Source organism: Methylocaldum gracile (genome assembly GCF_053646815.1).
Window position 1 is genome coordinate 4,506,642 of the sequence record NZ_CM132196.1, and the last position, 16,235, is coordinate 4,522,876.

The following is a 16,235-nucleotide window of genomic DNA, read 5'->3' on the forward strand; positions in this document are numbered from 1 at the left end:
TCCTCTTCTGGCTCTTACCCCGAGCCTCGGTCTGCTGCTGCCCCGCGCGGGCAAATAACTCACCTCATTTTTTCCTTCGATCGACTGAACACCCTTCACGGGATAACTGCGTCCGTACGACGCCTTTTCCTGGAGTACGACCATGAACCACCTGACGCCCGCCCTACCCCTGCTTCGACTTCAACCCGGTTGCCTGGCCTTGCGCTCGCGGCAGCCCGGCAGCCTTTCCGTCGCCGCAATGGACACTCATCGCATCCGACGAAAACCCAGGAGTCACCGATCATGTTGAAGCAGCCGAACACCAAATACCGTTCCTTTCCCAAGGTCCGACTCGCGGACCGCACCTGGCCCGACCGGGTCGTCACCCAAGCTCCCATCTGGATGAGCACCGATCTTCGCGACGGCAATCAGGCGCTGTTCGAGCCCATGAACGCCGAGCGCAAGATGCGCCTGTTCAAGAGGCTGGTGGATATAGGCTTCAAGGAAATCGAGGTCGCCTTCCCTTCCGCCTCGCAGACCGAATTCGACTTCGTCAGGACTCTGATCGAAGGCGGACACGTCCCCGCCGACGTCACCATAGAGGTGCTCACTCAGGCCCGCGAACACCTGATCCGTCGCACCATGGAATCGCTCTACGGCGCCCGCCGGGCCATCGTCCACGTCTACAACGCGACCGCCCGGCCGTTCCGGGAAGTCGTTTTCGGCATGAGCCCCGACGAAGTCATCGCGATGGCGGTTTCCAGCGTGAAGCTGGTTCGGGAACTCGCGCAGGCGCATCCGGGCACCGAATGGGTGCTCGAATACAGCCCGGAAGCCTTTACCGGCACCGAACTCGAGTTCGCCCGCGACATCTGCGACGCGGTAGTGGAGGCCTGGGGCGCGACTCCGGAGCGCAAGGTCATCATCAACCTGCCGGCGACGGTGGAGATGGCGACACCCAATGTCTACGCCGACCAGATCGAATGGATGCACCGGAATCTGGCGCGGCGCGAATGCGTCGTTCTGAGCGTCCATCCCCACAACGACCGGGGCACCGCGGTCGCCGCAGCGGAACTTGCGGTCATGGCCGGGGCCGATCGTGTCGAGGGTTGTCTGTTCGGCAACGGCGAGCGGACCGGCAACGTGGACTTGGTGACTTTGGCACTCAATCTGTACACCCAGGGCATCGATCCGGGCCTCGATTTTTCGAACATCAACGAGATCGCGCGGACCGTGGAAGACTGCATCCGCTTGCCGATCCATCCGCGCCACCCTTACGTGGGCGATCTGGTATTCACGGCCTTTTCCGGCTCGCATCAGGATGCGATCAAAAAGGGCCTGGCCCATCAGCGGCCCGATACATTCTGGGAAGTGCCTTACCTCCCCATAGACCCGGCCGATTTGGGCCGTTCCTACGACGCCATCATCCGCGTCAACAGCCAGTCGGGGAAAGGCGGCATCGCCTACCTGCTCGAGTCGGCCTATGGACTGGTGCTGCCTCGCCGGCTACAGGTCGAATTCAGCGGCATGGTGCAACGGCATGCCGACGCCACCGGCGCCGAAGTCATGCCGGACGAGCTTTGGCGAATGTTCTCCGAAGAATATCTGGGACCGGCAACGACCATCCGCTATCTCGAGCATCATCTGTTCGAGCATGGAGCGGTTCAGGGAATTCGCCTGATGCTGGAGACGAACGGCCGGCGGATCACGCTGACCGGCGAAGGCAACGGTCCCATCGATGCCGTGGCTCACGCCTTCGGGGGAATGGTGCGGGTGCAATCCTATGAAGAACGTTCCATGGGACAAGGAGCCGACGCCAGAGCCGCCGCCTTCGTCGAAGTCGCGATCGACGGCATTCCCGGCATCCGCTATGGCGCCGGCATAAACGCCAACATCGTCACGGCGTCGGTGCTGGCGATCGTCAGCGCCCTGAACCGCGGCCTCAACGGCATCGAACCCGAGGCACGGGAAGAGGTTGTCGCCATTTTGGAAAAGTCCGTGCGACAGGTCGCTTGATTCGCCGGGAAGCGGAATGAGATGAACGGCGTTTGTCGGACGAGAGCAAAGTCCAGGGACGGACTTTGCCAAAAAGAGGCTACACGGACGAATCAGCGCGTTGTCTGGCTGGCTCATGCGCTGCGTGCCCGTGTTTCCGTCCATTGGAAGACTTCCATGACGGGACTGCGCTCGGCACGCCAAATTGAAAATCGGTGTACGGACCGATGCGCCATCACTGTTCTTTCAAGCACCGCCGCTTGCATCGCGGCTTGTTGCGATGCCGGATCAACCGAGCCGGACGTAATATCCAGATCTCCTTCCACTCGATCGAGCGCGCTGTCGTCCAGCCTTGACGATGCAATACCCGTTTCTTGCCGGGACGGCTTATCCAAGGCACGAAACTCGGATTGACCATAGGCACTGGTTATGGATGAGAGCACAAGCGATAACAGACCACCCCGTGTGAATGATTTTTTCATCCGGCTCTTCATGATTTTCTGATCGAGGTAAAAAAGCGGGGGAGCGCATGACCGCTCCCCCGCCTGGTTCTCCGGCCCTCATCAGCATTCGATAGGGGCCCGAGGCTTCTCGTTATTTACCGCCAATGCTCTGCTGCGTGACCGACACGATAGTCTGATCGGCGCCGCCCTTACTAAAAAGGGCTAGATTGACCGCAGTTATCGTGGTTACGGCTATGTTCTGGTTAACGTTACCAGCGTTGACCTTACCACCGTTATCTTTCTTAAACGGTATCAAAGTCCCGCCTTCGACGGCAGAGAGTTGCCCTTCGGTCATCGGTTTTAAGCTGGACACCTTGCCCAACGCACGGAAGTCGTTATCTGCCATTGCAGGCCCGGCAACCATAACCGATGACAATACAGCCGCTAATGCATAAGACTTCATAATGGAACTCCTTCTCTCATGATCCAATAATTATGATGACGACGATTTGATCCCAGAGAAATCAAAGTATGCCGATTTTTTACGGAACCCTATCCAACCGGGCTCCGTAACCGAGCTGGCCCGGATTTTACGGACACTAATTCGAACTCCTTTTGCTCATCGTCCAAGTTTTCGATGGCCGCTTGATACGAGAGTTCAACGAAATTCTACGTACGCCGCTTGACGCAGCCGTTGCCCATCCGACTCGCGGCCGTCAGCTTACTGCACGCTTTCAGCCACCTGAGGAAGCTCTGAACAGTGGATTCCGTTCATGCCCCTTCGACAGGCTCAGGAGAGCGTTCGACAAGCCTGTCCTGAGCCGAGCCGAAGGGCCTGTCCTGGGCCCTTCGACAAGCTCAGGACAGGCCTGTCGAAGAACTTAGAGCGTTTTTCATCCCGGTGTACGGCTTCGTGTCGGGCGGGAAGAACGTAGGTCGGCAATCCCTTGCCGACTTATCGGCTCGGCAAAGGATTGCCGACCTACCTATCGGGCGCTCTGACACCGAATCGGAAAATGCGCTCATCAGAGCTTCCCTGACAGGCGTGACTGTAATCCGGCCGCCCCGATCGGAATAAGGCGGCCTTGGCTTTAATAGCGGAACACTGCGGGCTGGAACCGGATGCCGTCATCCGAAGCACCGACGACCGCTCGTCGCAGCGGCGCGTGCTGAAAGGCGTTGTTCGCGGCCAACGGGAAGGATTGTTCGGAGTGCCCTTCTTCGTCTACGGTCCGCACCGCTACTGGGGCAATGACCGTCTCGAGTGGTTGTGGCAATGGCGTATCGCCGATCTTGAACCGTTTGCGCAGCTGAACGCCGATCCGCGGGTGGCGGAAACGTTTCAACGCCCGGCGCTTCCCTCCAACCATCCGCTCCGTGAGCACTGTTTGTATCGCCTGCCCAAAGCGCGATGGGAATGCCCTCCCCGATTTGGAGGAGGGCGCAAAGTGCGCCGGTCTTGCCGATAAAAGCCAGACCTTTTACGGCATGCGGTGGTTTTCACTTGGGGCTCCGACAAATTTACGGATTGCAGTTTTGGAAAGAATTCTTCGAATTGCCCGCGCATAAGTCCCGACCGGCGCCACCGTCGATTCGATCATTGCCCGGACCGCCGAAAATGGCGTCGTTGCCCGCGTCGCCCCGAAGCGTATCGTTGCCGCCGGCACCCGAAATCGCGTCGTTTCCACCACCGCCGCCGACGATATCGTCACCCGCACCGCCACGAAGCCGGTCGTTACCCTCGCCACCACAAATCAGATCATCCCCGCCACGGCCGTCGATCGTGTCGTTGCCGCCCAAGCCGGAAATGACATCGTCGCCCGACGTGCCGCGCAACGCATCGGGGCCATCCGTTCCCTCGATCGCTCCGGCGGGTGGGGAGCCAGCGCACGGGTCCGTTGCCGAGGCTACGGCTATCCCTGACGGCTGGACAATGTGGGGATCGGTAATCGAAGTCAGCAAGACGCCGGTGCGCGCGTCATACACCTTGACATCATTGGCATAGTATTCCGAGACGTACAATTTCCCCTTGTAGGGATGCAGCGCGATCTGATCCCATCCGATCGATGCGAACGTACTGGAAACCGGAATTGAAAACAGATGCTCGGCGCCGAGTACCGCGGTAACTGCGTTATACGCAAAGACGTCGACGAGACCCTCGAAGCCGCTTCTGGCAAAGACCCGGCGTCCTGCGAAATCCACCAGGCCGGAAACGCCCTGTATACCGGATAACGGTCGTGTGTCGACCTGTTTTAGCCCGGGGATCGTGAACGACTTAATTTCAGCAGGAAAGCCATTAAGGACAAGGCCCGACGTGCCACCCGGAGCGCAAAAGACATTGTTGGGTTCATCGGAACCGAGAGACAGGCCCTCGCCCGTATCCCTCAACAGGCCCGCGCCATCGATGGTGAGGCGGCGCACCCTCCTGTCCGTATACGATACGGCCAGCACCGAGCCATCGCTGCAGACTTCGATCGAACTGGTATCAGAGCCCACGAACAAGGTATGGATCTCGGTCTGGCTGGCGATGTCGACGACCGAGATCGGTTGAGGATCAATGGAATCGCACACCAGCAGGAACTTGCCGTCCGGGCTGATCGCGAGCTCCTCGCCATGATTGGAAATGGGAATCGGGTTTGGGCCTTCGGCAAGTCGGGGTGGCAACGCGGTCAAATCGATGACGAAGACCTCGCTGTTGAAATTGGTCACAAAGCCCCGAGTCTGATCCGGCGTAATAACAACGTCACCGATACTGAAACCTGGGATTGTCGTTACCGAGCCCAACACTGTATCGGTGTCGGCATCGAATACCGTAACTGATCGTGTAGCATCATCCGCTACCATGCCGAGAGTCCTCGCGAAGAGCGAGGGGGCCTGTAAGGCCAGGACAAGAATAACGCCATTGAGCACCGTCGCCGGGCCAATCCTTGTCCCGTAATCGCTATCCATACGACTTCATCCCTGCAGGTGTGATTGAAAGGCGGTCTGCAAAATCCATTGAAGAAAAGGTGCATAATCTTGGACACACTCAGGATCGGACCATTCGTATCGGATCCAAGAATTAACGTGAAGCGCCGTATGCGCATCAGTCGGTCGACACGGACCGGACCCATCCAATTTCCACCCTTCGTTCGAGGTACCAAGAACTATGAGTTCGTCCATCACCCGGAGAAAATTTATGCTTGCCGCGTCGTCACTCGGGCCTCTCATCCTGACCAACCCACTTTACGTCTTCGCCAAGACCGGCCGTGGTGACTCGGAAGTATCTCGCCCACGCAATGAGGCAGAGCGACGACCGCGATCGGGTGACGAGCGGAAGCCTCGCATCCTGGTCTTCGACGTCATCAGACGATGCTGGATCTGAATGCGCTTCGGCCGCAATTCGAGCATGCGTTCGGCAACGGCGCCGCGCTGGACGAGTGGTTTTCGCTTCTTTTGCAATACTCGATGGTTGTGTCCCTGACCGACGCGTACTCCGACTTCGGATCGATCGGCAAAGCGACGCTGGACATGCTGGCTGACACCAAGGGAATCAAGCTCTCCGCCGAGGACAAGAAGCGTATTCTGCAAGGCATACTGACGCTCCCGCCCCACCCGGACATGGTCGACAGTTTGGAACGCTTGCGCGCCGCGGGCTTCCGAATGGTCACGCTGACCAATTCGAGCCCAGCGGCCGTCAAGGCACAGCTGGAAAACGCCCGGCTCACCGAGTATTTCGAGGAGTCCATCTCGGTGGACTCCATACACCGTTTCAAGCCCGATTTGCAGGTCTATCGGAGCGCAGCCGAGCATCTCAGTGCCAAGCCGAACAAACTACGGCTCATCGCCGCGCATGCCTGGGACGTGTTCGGCGCGATGCAGGCGGGATGGCACGCCGCGTTTGTCGCGCGACAGGGAATCCCCCTGTTCCCGCTGGCTCAGAAACCGGATATCGTAGCCTCCGACATGAAAGGCGTGACCGACGCGCTCCTGCGGTAAGGTCTTGCTCTACGAGCAGCTGGCACCATCACCGTTGCTCCCCTACCGAACAACCCTATCGAGGACACAGAATGATTACCGGCGGCTGCCTGTGCGGCACGATCAGATATGAAATGGATAACCCGCTTCAGTTCGCGCGTAACTGCCACTGCGCCATGTGCCGAAAATCTACCGGCGCAGCCTTCGCGACCTGGGGCTATGTCGAAGTCCAAAATTTTCGGTGGGTCCAGGGGGAGGAGTTCTTGGGACACTACCCGTCGTCTCCCGAGATCACGCGAACTTTCTGCGAGGTGTGCGGTTCGACCCTGCAGTTTCTTGCCATGCGGGCTTCGGCGGCAGCTTTCGGTTTGGCATTGGGCACGGTCGACAGCGATCCCGGCTGCAAACCCATGCGTCATGTGATGGTCGGTTCCAAGGCGCCATGGTTTGACATCACCGATCATTTGCCGCAATCCATGCTGGCTGCGCCGGATGACTAATTAGCCGGCATTCCGTGCTCCGACCTAAAAAGGACATACCACAGTACGTCCGTTCTAAACCAGGCAGTTCGACGCCCTCAGGAGAATCCAGCTTCATGAACACCTATCTGGTCTTCTCGTCGTCTTATACTTTCTGCTGAGTGTTCATGTCTCCGGGCGTCAGGGGGCTAGCAAAACGCTCATCGGCATGGATGCCGATCCGTCGAGCCCCCTCAACAAGGCCATTCGCGCGCATGGCAATGCCGCGGAGTACGTGCCCCTGTTGATCGTTCTTTTTCTTTACTTCAATACCGTTGGCGCCGGCGCATGGGTCGAGTGGACGGTAGTCGCCCTCACCCTCTGCCGAGTGCTTCATGCGGCGGGCATGCTGATGTCCGCCGATCTCAACCGGCCCCATCCGCTTCGCATCATCGGAGCCTTGGGTACTTACCTCGGCGGTTTCGCCCTCGGAATCGCTCTCTTGCTTAGCACAGCATCGTGAAAGAAATGAAAATAGCCATCATCGGAATCGGCGGGGTGGGCGGGTATTACGGCGGCAAGCTGGCCCGGTTTTACGCGGCTGGAAATGATCCCGAGATCGTGTTCGTCGCCAGGGGCGAGAACTTGAGGGCGATCCAGGCTCACGGCCTTCGTCTGACTACCGAAAACGAAAGCTTTACCTCGCGGCCTCACGTGGCCACCGACGATCCGTCCGAGCTTGGGGTCTTCGATTTAGTCCTGTTTTGCGTCAAGTCCTACGATCTCGAATCCAGCGCGCATTCCCTCAAAGGCAATGTCGACGAACGGACCACGATCATCACGCTGCTCAACGGCGTCGACAACGCCGAACGCTTGAAAGCGATTCTCCCCGAAGCGCGCATTTGCAACGGTTGCGTCTACATCGGCGCCCGCCTCGCTGCCCCAGGCGTAGTCCACCAGGCCGGAGGATCGTGCAAACTGTTTTTCGGCCCGGAGAGCGCAACAGCCGGAGATTTCGAAGCGATCGAAGCGCTCCTGCGGAAAGCGGACATCAAGGCCGAGTACCGGCGGGACATCGACGCCGTGGTCTGGGAAAAATATCTGTTCGTTTCGCCTTTCGCGAGCGCGACGGCCTATTTCGACAAAACTCTCGGCGAACTCATGGACGACGACGAAAGCAAGGCGGTCCTGATCGGACTATACGACGAACTCGAATGCGTCGCCGGGGCGAAAAACGTTCGTCTGCCGCCCGACATCCGGGAGCTCTCGCTGGGCAAGGCCGCATCGTTTCCCCATGGTGCGAAATCGTCCATGCACATGGACTTCGAAAAAGGCGGGCGGACCGAATTGGAAACGATGACGGGAGCCGTGGTCGGAATGGCGCGCCAGTACGGAATTCCCGCGCCGCTCCACGAACAGGTCTATCGCGCCTTGTCGGCGCGTGCGGAACGGTTCGTCCAGAAAAGCGAACCGGCGTGAATGCGCTTCAGCTCATAGGATGCGCTGAGGTACGACAAATCGGCAGGGCGAGGCGCAACGCGACGAGCGGGCAGGCCAGGGACGGGCTGCCCCGGACTCGCGAGCGAAGCGGGACAGCGTAGCGTGGCGAGGCCAATTTGCACGGCGGAGCCGCCCACAGGGTGCCGGATAGGGAGGTCCGGCATGAACCGCATCGATCGCGAACAATGCCTGTCCTGAGCCCAGTCGAAGGGCCTATCCTGAGCGCGGTCGAAGGGGGCTTCCCTTCGTTCAGCGCATCCTGTGAGCTAGTAAATAGGCAGAAATACGTCAGTAACAGCCTCGCCTTCCGACACATCCGGAAAGAACCGGATTCGTTGCAAGAACATCGGAAAATCTCTCGGTTCTTCTCCGCTTTGCGGCAACCATTCGGAATAAAGGTATCGGATGGCATCTCGAAGGGTGTCATCGGAGCCGATGTGCCGCAACACCGCGCATCTGCCTCCGGGAATGGTTTTGCTCACTATTCGGACTTCGTTGTTGGCGAGGTCGTGAACGGTTGCTGCACATATGTCGATACGATAATCCTGAGGGGCGATTTCTGCCGGGTCGTTGTAGAGAATGTTGAATGTGGCACTAACCTTTGGCGAGAGATGATTATGCTTTCGCCATTCGATGAATTTCCGTATTGAGTTACCGATCAGTTGTGGGTCGCCACGATGTTCAAGCGCGGCGACCTTGGTTTCATTGAAGGTGACGATTTTGACCTGCTCGCCGTTCGTTATCGATTTCATGTGATTGCTCCTTAGTTCGCTCAATCGTTGATAGGTCGCGTACCAAGGATTCCACTGCGGCTGACGCCTGAATTCGGAAGGTGACTGCCCGATGCTCTTTTTGAATGCGCGAGAGAACGACTCTGGCCCTTTGTAGCCACTGGCCAAAGCTATGTCGATGACTTGGCGGTGGCTGCGAAATGCTAGCTGATAAGAGGCTCGTTTCAAGCGACAAAGTTGAACATACTCGTATACACCGATCCCGAAGAGTTCAGAGAACTGCCGGTGGAAATGATATTTCGAGAAGGCCGCAACACCGCTGAGTATTTCCACGGAAAGTTCGTCCTCCAGGTGGTTATCAATGTATTCAAGCACCTTCCGGAACCGAGCGTGGACCTTCGCTGTGTTAGTGTTCAAAGAAACGTCTCCTTGGCGTTCAGGAGACTATCGTTCCAAGAACGAAGGGGCATAACAGATCTTGCGGAGCTAACGTTTTTGTTGACACATAATCGGGATAGGGCGATGCCTTACGGCACCGCTCCTCCCACACCACCGGGCATACGGGTCAGGTACCACGGCGGTTCGATGAATAACGGCCATCTCATGCTGCCAGCTCCGGCAGCCCCAGGTTAAGGAAGGTACGGCGCGGTAAGGCCAGCGTCAAAGCGGGCGTCTTGCTAAGCCGCCAGGGGCCATGCGCCGATTTACTGGTGTTCCAGGCTTCCCGGACGCTGACCCCGCATCTTCTCAGTTCGCGGTAACCCGCTCTTCCCCATTGCTTCCACTGATAGTAGCCGTAGGCGAATCCGGTTATCGAGCCGTTGTCGGCAAAGGGTTGCCGACCTACAACATCTGTAATCGCCGATGTCAGTCAGGGGCCGGCAAAAACCGGGGACGACACCTTGGGCAAAGTCACCTTCACCAGCAAGCCGCCGCCCGGTCGGTCGGCCAGGGCAATTTCGCCGCCGTGGCGGCGCACGACCATGCGGGCGATGGTGAGCCCCAGCCCGGTGCCGCCGGTTTTGCGGCTGCGCGAGGCTTCCAGGCGGAAGAACGGGACGAAAACCCGATCCCTCATCGCGTCGGGAATTCCGGGTCCGCGGTCGCCGATGGTGATCTCGATGCAGTCGCCGCTATCGATCAGCACCACGTCCGCTGCTCGCCCGTAGGTCAGGGCATTGTCGATGAGGTTGGCGAAGGCGCGGCGCAGCGACACCGGGCGGCCCGAATATTTCAGATGCAAGGGGCCTTCGCAGGAAACAGGCTTTCCGGCGTCGGCGAAATCGTCGCATAGGCTTTGCAGCAGTACCGACAGATCGAGAACGGTCGGAGGTTCCGCCGCCGAATCGTCGCGGGCGAAGGACAAGCTCGCTGTCAGCATCGATTCCATCTCGTCCAGGTCGGCGGCCGCTTTCCGGCGTTGAGCGGGGTCTACTATCAATTCCGTGCGGAATCTCAGCCGGGTCAGTGCGGTTCTCACATCGTGGGAAATGGCGCCCAGCATTAAAGTACGGTCTTCGATCAGGCGGCGGATGCGGTTTTGCATGTCGTTGAAAGCCGCCGCGGCCTGGCGGATTTCGCTGGGGCCGGTCTCGCTCATGGGCGGGACATCCACATTGGCGCCGAGCCGTTGCGCGGCAAGGGCGAACCGGGCCAGTGGAGCGGTCACCTTGCGCGCGGCCCATAGCCCCAACGCCATGATGCCGAATAATGACACGCCGATTGCCAGCACCAGCCGCAAGGTCGAAAGCGCGCCGACACGCTCGGTTGCCATCGAGAACTGCACCCAGGTGCCATCCGACAGCGCCACCCAAACGTGCAGAGGGCCCGGTGCCGGCATCATCCAGTCCAATGCCGGCCGCTGCGCGCCGGCCGGATACCCGGCCTCGACCCGCTCTAGCCCGTAAGACTCCGAAAGAACGCGGACATCGCGCGCCAGATGGTGGGTCATCGCGTCTTGAGCCATGGCGGGCGGCGTTTCTCCGGGCCGCCAGGCAACCGACAGGCCCGGTTCGCTCAAGGCGGGAATCAAGGCCGGCCGGGAATCGGGGGACACCCGATTCAGCACCGAGGCGACGACGGCGGTACGGTGCAGGTTTCGGAAAGTCTCGTTCCATCCCTTGCCGTGGAACAGATCCAGCATGAAGATCGACAGGCTTGCCAACATGGTGAGAGCAAGCCCAGCGACGAGCAGCCCAACGATCCTGCCGGCGATGCTGTCGGGCCAGAGTCTCATTGGGTCTCACTTCTCGCGAAGGACACGGGGCACGAACAAATAACCGCCGCCGCGCACGGTCTTGATCAGCGTCGGGTCGTTGGGATCGGCCTCGATCTTGCGGCGCAGCCGGCTCAGCTGTACGTCGATGCTGCGGTCGTACGGGCCGGCGACGCGCCCTTTGGTCAAGTCCAGCAATTGGTCGCGGCTCAAGACGCGTTGCGGATGTTCCGCGAAGGCCGCCAAGAGATCGAACTCGCCGCTCGTCAGCGGCATCAGCACGCCCTCCGGTGAATGCAGTTCCCGCTTGGCGAGGTCGAGCCGCCAGCCGTCGAAGACCAATGTCTTGGCTCCGTCGGACGCATGGCTCGGCGCTCCACCGGTACGCCGCAGCACCGCCTTGATGCGGGCCAGGAGTTCGCGCGGGCTGAACGGCTTCACGACATAATCGTCGGCACCCATTTCCAGTCCGACGATGCGGTCGGTCTCCTCGGCGAGCGCGGTGAGCATGATCACCGGCAGATTCGACGTCGCCCGCAGCCGGCGGCAGAGCGCGAGGCCGTCGTCGCCCGGCAACATCAAATCCAGCACCACCAGATCGAAACGCGCGACATCCATGGCTCTCGCCATGGCGTGTCCATCCGCCGCCGCATCCACTCGATAACCATGCCGTGCGAGAAACCCGGACAACAATTGGCGGAGTTCGCGGTCGTCGTCTACGATCAGAATACGCGGAGACTTCGACATGGGCGGATTGTCAGACATCCTTCACAACATTCCAGAAAAACTTTGTAACTTTCGGTAACAGATGGCGCAAATGAAATCGGCCGTTACAAATCTGCCACTCGGCGAAACCGTTCCGTAACCGATCGGGATTATCGTGTTATCCAACTCAAATGGAGAGGTCCCAAGCAATGAACGCCCCGTCTCGACCCGAGAATTCCGCTACCCCAAAACGGCTGCTGAAGCCGACCGCATGGATCGTTTACCTGGTCATCGGTTTCGAAATCCTGTTCATGATCAGTCCGGCCGCCCTCTATTTTTACTCCTTGTACGGGCCGGCCTTGAATGTTCTCAACCGTTGGGAAGCCACGGCCTGGCTGACCCAGTTCTTTCTGCCCCATATTTCGACGACCCGGAGTCCGGTTCTCAACGCGCTGCCCTGGATCGGCGGGGTCTTCGCAGTGATCGGAGCGGCATGGTTCCTGGCCTCGGCGGGCCAGCTCTATTGGAACAAGTTCCGCCAAAAAGGACTGGTCACGACGGGCCTGTATGCCTTCAGCCGCCACCCGCAATATACCGCGCTGGCGCTGCTTGGACTGGGCACCCTGCTGATGTGGCCGCGCTTTCTCGTCTTGATCGCATACGTGGCGATGCTGTTCATGTATCGCTATCTCGCCGCCCTGGAAGAGCGGCGCTGCGAAGCGGAGTTCGGCCAAGCCTACCGGGATTACCAAGCCCGCACCCCGCCGATTCTGCCTTTCATTCCGCATTCCGCGGATCGCGGCGGACATCCCCGGATCGGACTCGGTGCATTGGGCGCCGTCGCGAGCATCATCGCTGCGTTGCTCATCGGATTCGGTTTGCGGGAATATACGCTATCGGAAATCACGGCGGTTTACCCAAACCGCGCCGCCGTGTTGTCGCCTGCTCCGCTCAGCGAGGAGGAACTGCTCGCGGCCTATCGTACCGCACTCAAGAACTCAGAGGTTCCGCAGCTGCTGGCGCGCTTTGGCGCGGATCCGCTGGTGGTCCATGTGGTACCTCGGGATTGGCACCTGGCCGACTTGCCGATCGACCTCGAGCCGGGGCGAGGAGGCCACCACACGCCGGCGAACTTCGACAGACGTTACTACAAGATCCTGTTCAGCCAAGCGCGCATCCATGAGAAGCGCGCGGCCGGGAAGGACATCGTTCGATCGGCCTATGGTGTCGATTCGTTGCTGTTGGTCGAAGTCGACATCGCCGCCGGCAAGGTTACCGCCATCGAAACGCCCCCTGCCCACGTCGTGTGGGGCGATATTCCGACCCCTTTGTTTTAATCACGGAGATTCGTTATGAGGTTGCATCGTCTTGCAAGGTTCGTTGTCACGGCTGCGCTTGCGGCTATCGCGTCCGCTTGCGCCGACAAATCCTTGGTCGGCACGGCAGGAAACGGCGACATTGCGACAGTCAATGTGTCCGGAGCAAGACAAGACATATCGGCCTCACATCCAAGCCTGTTCGACCTCTACGTCTCGGGAGACGGCAATACCGTTCGGGTGCCTTCCGGGAGCGCCATCAGGACATTGTGGGTTAGCGGAGTCAATCACAGGATTACCGTTTTATCCGGTGCGACCGTGCAATCCATCCAGATATCCGGAGTCGGAACGTCCATACGTCTGCCCGAGAACATCCATGTCGCCGTGAGCAGCAGCGGGGTGGCTGGCCGGGTTGTCGATGACACTGATGGTACGGGGCTCGACGATTAGCCTCCGCGCATTTGGAAAGAGGGAGGGGACCGGCAAACATCACGCACGCACTGAAAAAGAACCATTTTGGATAATCTGAACCCATTTCGCGAAGGAGATAGAGATGACCGTTAAACCGATTCCCGACGGCTTTCATACCGTGACGCCTTTTGTAGTCGTGGAAGGCGTCCCCCGGCTGATCGAATTCCTCAAGACCGCATTCGGAGCCATCGAGTGCATCAGAATTCATGACGCCGAGGGGCGCGTCATGCATGCCGAGGTCAAAATCGGAGATTCGATCGTGATGATGGGCGAGGCGATGGAACGACGTCCTTGTATACCGGCACTGCTTCATCTCTATGTACCCGACACGGATGCGACCTATCGCGCGGCACTGGATGCCGGTGCGACGTCGTTCATGGCACCGGGCGATCAGTTCTGGGGCGACCGTATGGCAGGCGTCCAAGACCCGGCCGGCAACCACTGGCTGATAGCGACCCATGTGGAGGATGTCGAGCCATCCGAGATCGCCCGGCGGGCGCTGGCTTTCAAGAAGGAATGAAACGACGACCTACCAAGGCAGTTGCCACTGTGGAATTCATACCTTTGGCGAAGGCACCGACCCCTCGGGCCGCGCCATGGCGGCCATCAATGCCCGCTGTCTCGAAGGCATCGATTGGTCACGAGTTTCGACCAAGCACTTCGACGGGCGCAGCCTCTGACCGTGTCGTCCGGCGAGGAGCGACAGCGATCAGGCAGACCGCTTTTAAAATGCAAGGAACCATTCATGACACGCGACGAGCAATCCATACGCGAATTGATAACGACCTGGCATCGCGCTACCGCATCCGGCCAGGTGTCCGAGATTCTGCCCCTCATGTCGGAAGACGTCGTTTTCCTGGTCGCAGGGCAAGCTCCGATGTGCGGCCGGCAGGCATTCGAACAAGGCTTTCGCAACGTGCTGCAAACCCACCGCCTGCATGTCGAGGGCGAGATTCGGGAGATCGAGATCTCGGAAAATTGGGCTTATTGCTGGAGCTGCCTATCGGTTACCGTGACGCCCCGAAACGGGGGGGTTCCGGTACAGCGGACCGGCGACACGCTAACCATTCTCCGCAAGGGAGCTGATGGGGCTTGGAGGGTTTTTCGCGACGCCAACCTGCTGGCCGTCGCGGCGTCCGAGAAGACCGATGATGCTTAACCCGGCGTGGCTCGGAAAACATGAACGTAAAAGAGCGGCCTTGTCCTTGTGGCGGCGCTCACTCCGGTTCGGCGCGTATTTCTACATCGTGCCCAGTTGGTTCATATGCTCTGTGCCGCAAATCGAGTCCAGATGACCGTAAGCGTGATGAACCCGGCAAAAAATGCGGCAAACCGGACCGGCACGTAATTAAAGCCGATATGGATAACCGCATGGGCATAGCGCGTTGCCACGAAAATCCAGGCCAAAGCAACCTGCACATTGTCGAACTTGCCGGTCGTCAACATGAACAAACAGACAACATAGAAAAGGACGGGGAGTTCCAGGAGGTTCATATACGCTCTGGCAGGACGTTCAATCCATTCGGCGGGCACTGGCGCAGTCGACGCATAAGTCCGGAAGTAACGCTCCGATGCCGTGCCACGGATGAATGCAAGGTTTCTGTATACGACCATCAGTACCGTCACCATGGCTGTAAGGCCGGCAAGCGCAACAACTGGCTTAATCAACATGCCGGGATTCAGGTGGACATCCGCAGTAGCGGGCGTCATCCGAATAGCCGCCACCAGCATCGCAACGAATAGTGCGACGATAATGCCGACCATAATGTATGTTCTAACCAGTGTATCCGTGGGGATTTTCTCAACTGTCCAATCAGTCTGAAGGTGTCCGTGCCGTTTGGAAGGGCTGGTCATAGTGTCTCTCCTTGCTGCGGGTCGGGATAGTTTCGGGGCGCATCGCTCCACGCTTCGAGGCGCCCCAAGCTTAAATACTTGTATTATGCAAGCGCTGTACTTTCGCACATGGCATTGCCTTTGCCAAGTGCCGGCTTGGCTCGGGAGACGGTTCAGGCCAAGTGCTCGGCTTCCCAGCGTTCCAGCTTCTCCAGAACTTTCCTGACAAATTCGTCGCGGTTCCCCTCCAACTGACCGGCGACGTCGGGCGGAATCTTGGCAGTGCCCACATGCTCATCGGACCATTTGACGATTTCGATCATGACATGGATCAGCGCCTTGCCGGATGGCGTCAGGTAGTACAGCTTGCGGGTCTTGCTTTCCGGGTGCGCGACGGATTTGATCAGGCCGGCCTGAACCAGGCGGCGAAGCCGGTCGGCCAGGATATTGGTGGAAATTCCTTCGAAGGAATTGAGGAGATCTTTGTATTCGTGCAGGTTGCGGAACATCAGGTCGCGGACGATCAAGAGCGTCCATCGATCACCGATAAGGTCCAGGGCATGGGCCAGCGGACAGGGCGAGCTGTCGCTATGGCATAACAGTTTGGGCAAGACAAATCTCCAGAACAACGC

General features: G+C 59.1%; 18 protein-coding genes. 10 read left to right on the top strand and 8 right to left on the bottom strand.

Translation table 11 applies throughout. The annotated features are described in order from the left end of the window. The first annotated feature begins 282 nt into the window (after window positions 1-282). Window positions 283-1,995, top strand: coding sequence for a 2-isopropylmalate synthase (gene leuA, locus ACWJJK_RS19965; protein ID WP_454128414.1), 1,713 nt, complete (start codon window positions 283-285; stop codon window positions 1,993-1,995). A 113-nt stretch (window positions 1,996-2,108) separates the two neighbouring features. On the opposite strand, the gene ACWJJK_RS19970 is transcribed toward leuA, so the two are convergent. Both ACWJJK_RS19970 and ACWJJK_RS19975 read right to left on the bottom strand, forming a co-directional pair. Further along, entirely contained in the window at window positions 2,109-2,456 is a 348-nt protein-coding gene (locus tag ACWJJK_RS19970) for a hypothetical protein (protein ID WP_454128415.1), read from the bottom strand. Window positions 2,457-2,568: 112 nt separating this feature from the next. Further along, window positions 2,569-2,880, bottom strand: a complete 312-nt coding sequence (locus ACWJJK_RS19975) for a hypothetical protein (RefSeq protein WP_077728724.1) — start codon at window positions 2,878-2,880, stop codon at window positions 2,569-2,571. 622 nt (window positions 2,881-3,502) lie between these two features. Between ACWJJK_RS19975 and ACWJJK_RS19980 the strand changes: the two genes are divergently transcribed. Then, window positions 3,503-3,886 (top strand): thioredoxin domain-containing protein, encoded by a 384-nt coding sequence (locus ACWJJK_RS19980; RefSeq protein ID WP_086134038.1) that lies wholly within the window; start codon window positions 3,503-3,505, stop codon window positions 3,884-3,886. Between the two features lie 52 nt (window positions 3,887-3,938). Here the strand turns inward: ACWJJK_RS19980 and ACWJJK_RS19985 are convergent, their stop codons facing one another. Continuing rightward, window positions 3,939-5,366, bottom strand: a complete 1,428-nt coding sequence (locus ACWJJK_RS19985) for a hypothetical protein (RefSeq protein WP_156880542.1) — start codon at window positions 5,364-5,366, stop codon at window positions 3,939-3,941. A gap of 402 nt (window positions 5,367-5,768) precedes the next feature. Here ACWJJK_RS19985 and ACWJJK_RS19990 point away from each other — a divergent pair, with 402 nt between their 5' ends. The 4 genes from ACWJJK_RS19990 to ACWJJK_RS20005 all read left to right on the top strand — a co-directional run bounded on the left by ACWJJK_RS19990 (window position 5,769) and on the right by ACWJJK_RS20005 (window position 8,311). Continuing rightward, the gene (locus tag ACWJJK_RS19990) at window positions 5,769-6,395 is read left to right on the top strand and encodes a haloacid dehalogenase type II (RefSeq protein ID WP_156880544.1); all 627 of its coding nucleotides are present in this window, start codon (window positions 5,769-5,771) and stop codon (window positions 6,393-6,395) included. 71 nt (window positions 6,396-6,466) lie between these two features. After that, the gene (locus tag ACWJJK_RS19995; protein WP_086134036.1) at window positions 6,467-6,874 is read left to right on the top strand and encodes a GFA family protein; all 408 of its coding nucleotides are present in this window, start codon (window positions 6,467-6,469) and stop codon (window positions 6,872-6,874) included. Between the two features lie 85 nt (window positions 6,875-6,959). Beyond that, the gene (locus tag ACWJJK_RS20000) at window positions 6,960-7,355 is read left to right on the top strand and encodes an MAPEG family protein (protein ID WP_077728719.1); all 396 of its coding nucleotides are present in this window, start codon (window positions 6,960-6,962) and stop codon (window positions 7,353-7,355) included. A gap of 5 nt (window positions 7,356-7,360) precedes the next feature. Then, window positions 7,361-8,311, top strand: coding sequence for a ketopantoate reductase family protein (locus ACWJJK_RS20005; RefSeq protein WP_454129058.1), 951 nt, complete (start codon window positions 7,361-7,363; stop codon window positions 8,309-8,311). Window positions 8,312-8,598: 287 nt separating this feature from the next. Here ACWJJK_RS20005 and ACWJJK_RS20010 read toward each other — a convergent pair whose 3' ends face one another. The 3 genes from ACWJJK_RS20010 to ACWJJK_RS20020 form a co-directional block, all read right to left on the bottom strand. Further along, window positions 8,599-9,480 (bottom strand): AraC family transcriptional regulator, encoded by an 882-nt coding sequence (locus tag ACWJJK_RS20010; protein ID WP_156880550.1) that lies wholly within the window; start codon window positions 9,478-9,480, stop codon window positions 8,599-8,601. Between the two features lie 454 nt (window positions 9,481-9,934). Beyond that, window positions 9,935-11,299, bottom strand: a complete 1,365-nt coding sequence (locus ACWJJK_RS20015) for an ATP-binding protein (protein ID WP_205781039.1) — start codon at window positions 11,297-11,299, stop codon at window positions 9,935-9,937. 6 nt (window positions 11,300-11,305) lie between these two features. Further along, window positions 11,306-12,043, bottom strand: coding sequence for a response regulator (locus ACWJJK_RS20020; RefSeq protein ID WP_454128416.1), 738 nt, complete (start codon window positions 12,041-12,043; stop codon window positions 11,306-11,308). A gap of 149 nt (window positions 12,044-12,192) precedes the next feature. Between ACWJJK_RS20020 and ACWJJK_RS20025 the strand changes: the two genes are divergently transcribed. From ACWJJK_RS20025 to ACWJJK_RS20040, 4 genes are all read left to right on the top strand, one after another. Continuing rightward, window positions 12,193-13,320: a methyltransferase family protein gene (locus ACWJJK_RS20025; RefSeq protein WP_454128417.1), complete on the top strand. Its 1,128-nt coding sequence runs from the start codon at window positions 12,193-12,195 to the stop codon at window positions 13,318-13,320. A 15-nt stretch (window positions 13,321-13,335) separates the two neighbouring features. Then, on the top strand, window positions 13,336-13,749 hold the full coding sequence (locus ACWJJK_RS20030) for a hypothetical protein (RefSeq protein WP_454128418.1): 414 nt from the start codon (window positions 13,336-13,338) through the stop codon (window positions 13,747-13,749). A 103-nt stretch (window positions 13,750-13,852) separates the two neighbouring features. After that, complete coding sequence (locus tag ACWJJK_RS20035; RefSeq protein ID WP_077728705.1) at window positions 13,853-14,290, top strand: VOC family protein; 438 nt, start codon at window positions 13,853-13,855, stop codon at window positions 14,288-14,290. Between the two features lie 225 nt (window positions 14,291-14,515). Continuing rightward, window positions 14,516-14,929: a YybH family protein gene (locus tag ACWJJK_RS20040; protein WP_077728703.1), complete on the top strand. Its 414-nt coding sequence runs from the start codon at window positions 14,516-14,518 to the stop codon at window positions 14,927-14,929. Between the two features lie 101 nt (window positions 14,930-15,030). Here ACWJJK_RS20040 and ACWJJK_RS20045 read toward each other — a convergent pair whose 3' ends face one another. Both ACWJJK_RS20045 and ACWJJK_RS20050 read right to left on the bottom strand, forming a co-directional pair. Continuing rightward, a complete protein-coding gene (locus ACWJJK_RS20045; protein WP_077728702.1) occupies window positions 15,031-15,624 on the bottom strand; it encodes an MAPEG family protein in 594 nt (197 codons plus the stop codon). Window positions 15,625-15,776: 152 nt separating this feature from the next. Further along, the gene (locus tag ACWJJK_RS20050) at window positions 15,777-16,214 is read right to left on the bottom strand and encodes a winged helix-turn-helix transcriptional regulator (protein WP_168183797.1); all 438 of its coding nucleotides are present in this window, start codon (window positions 16,212-16,214) and stop codon (window positions 15,777-15,779) included. Window positions 16,215-16,235 lie beyond the last annotated feature (21 nt).

What these genes read in the sequence shown, in the direction of transcription:
- ACWJJK_RS20005 (WP_454129058.1), top strand. Translation starts at nt 7,361, where the DNA reads ATGAAAATAGCCATCATCGGAATCGGCGGGGTGGGCGGGTATTACGGC.
- ACWJJK_RS20040 (WP_077728703.1), top strand. Translation starts at nt 14,516, where the DNA reads ATGACACGCGACGAGCAATCCATACGCGAATTGATAACGACCTGGCAT.
- ACWJJK_RS20015 (WP_205781039.1), bottom strand. Translation starts at nt 11,299, where the DNA reads ATGAGACTCTGGCCCGACAGCATCGCCGGCAGGATCGTTGGGCTGCTC.
- ACWJJK_RS19975 (WP_077728724.1), bottom strand. Translation starts at nt 2,880, where the DNA reads ATGAAGTCTTATGCATTAGCGGCTGTATTGTCATCGGTTATGGTTGCC.
- ACWJJK_RS20025 (WP_454128417.1), top strand. Translation starts at nt 12,193, where the DNA reads ATGAACGCCCCGTCTCGACCCGAGAATTCCGCTACCCCAAAACGGCTG.
- leuA (WP_454128414.1), top strand. Translation starts at nt 283, where the DNA reads ATGTTGAAGCAGCCGAACACCAAATACCGTTCCTTTCCCAAGGTCCGA.
- ACWJJK_RS20035 (WP_077728705.1), top strand. Translation starts at nt 13,853, where the DNA reads ATGACCGTTAAACCGATTCCCGACGGCTTTCATACCGTGACGCCTTTT.
- ACWJJK_RS19990 (WP_156880544.1), top strand. Translation starts at nt 5,769, where the DNA reads ATGCTGGATCTGAATGCGCTTCGGCCGCAATTCGAGCATGCGTTCGGC.
- ACWJJK_RS20020 (WP_454128416.1), bottom strand. Translation starts at nt 12,043, where the DNA reads ATGTCTGACAATCCGCCCATGTCGAAGTCTCCGCGTATTCTGATCGTA.
- ACWJJK_RS19985 (WP_156880542.1), bottom strand. Translation starts at nt 5,366, where the DNA reads ATGGATAGCGATTACGGGACAAGGATTGGCCCGGCGACGGTGCTCAAT.
- ACWJJK_RS20030 (WP_454128418.1), top strand. Translation starts at nt 13,336, where the DNA reads ATGAGGTTGCATCGTCTTGCAAGGTTCGTTGTCACGGCTGCGCTTGCG.
- ACWJJK_RS19995 (WP_086134036.1), top strand. Translation starts at nt 6,467, where the DNA reads ATGATTACCGGCGGCTGCCTGTGCGGCACGATCAGATATGAAATGGAT.
- ACWJJK_RS20045 (WP_077728702.1), bottom strand. Translation starts at nt 15,624, where the DNA reads ATGACCAGCCCTTCCAAACGGCACGGACACCTTCAGACTGATTGGACA.
- ACWJJK_RS19970 (WP_454128415.1), bottom strand. Translation starts at nt 2,456, where the DNA reads ATGAAAAAATCATTCACACGGGGTGGTCTGTTATCGCTTGTGCTCTCA.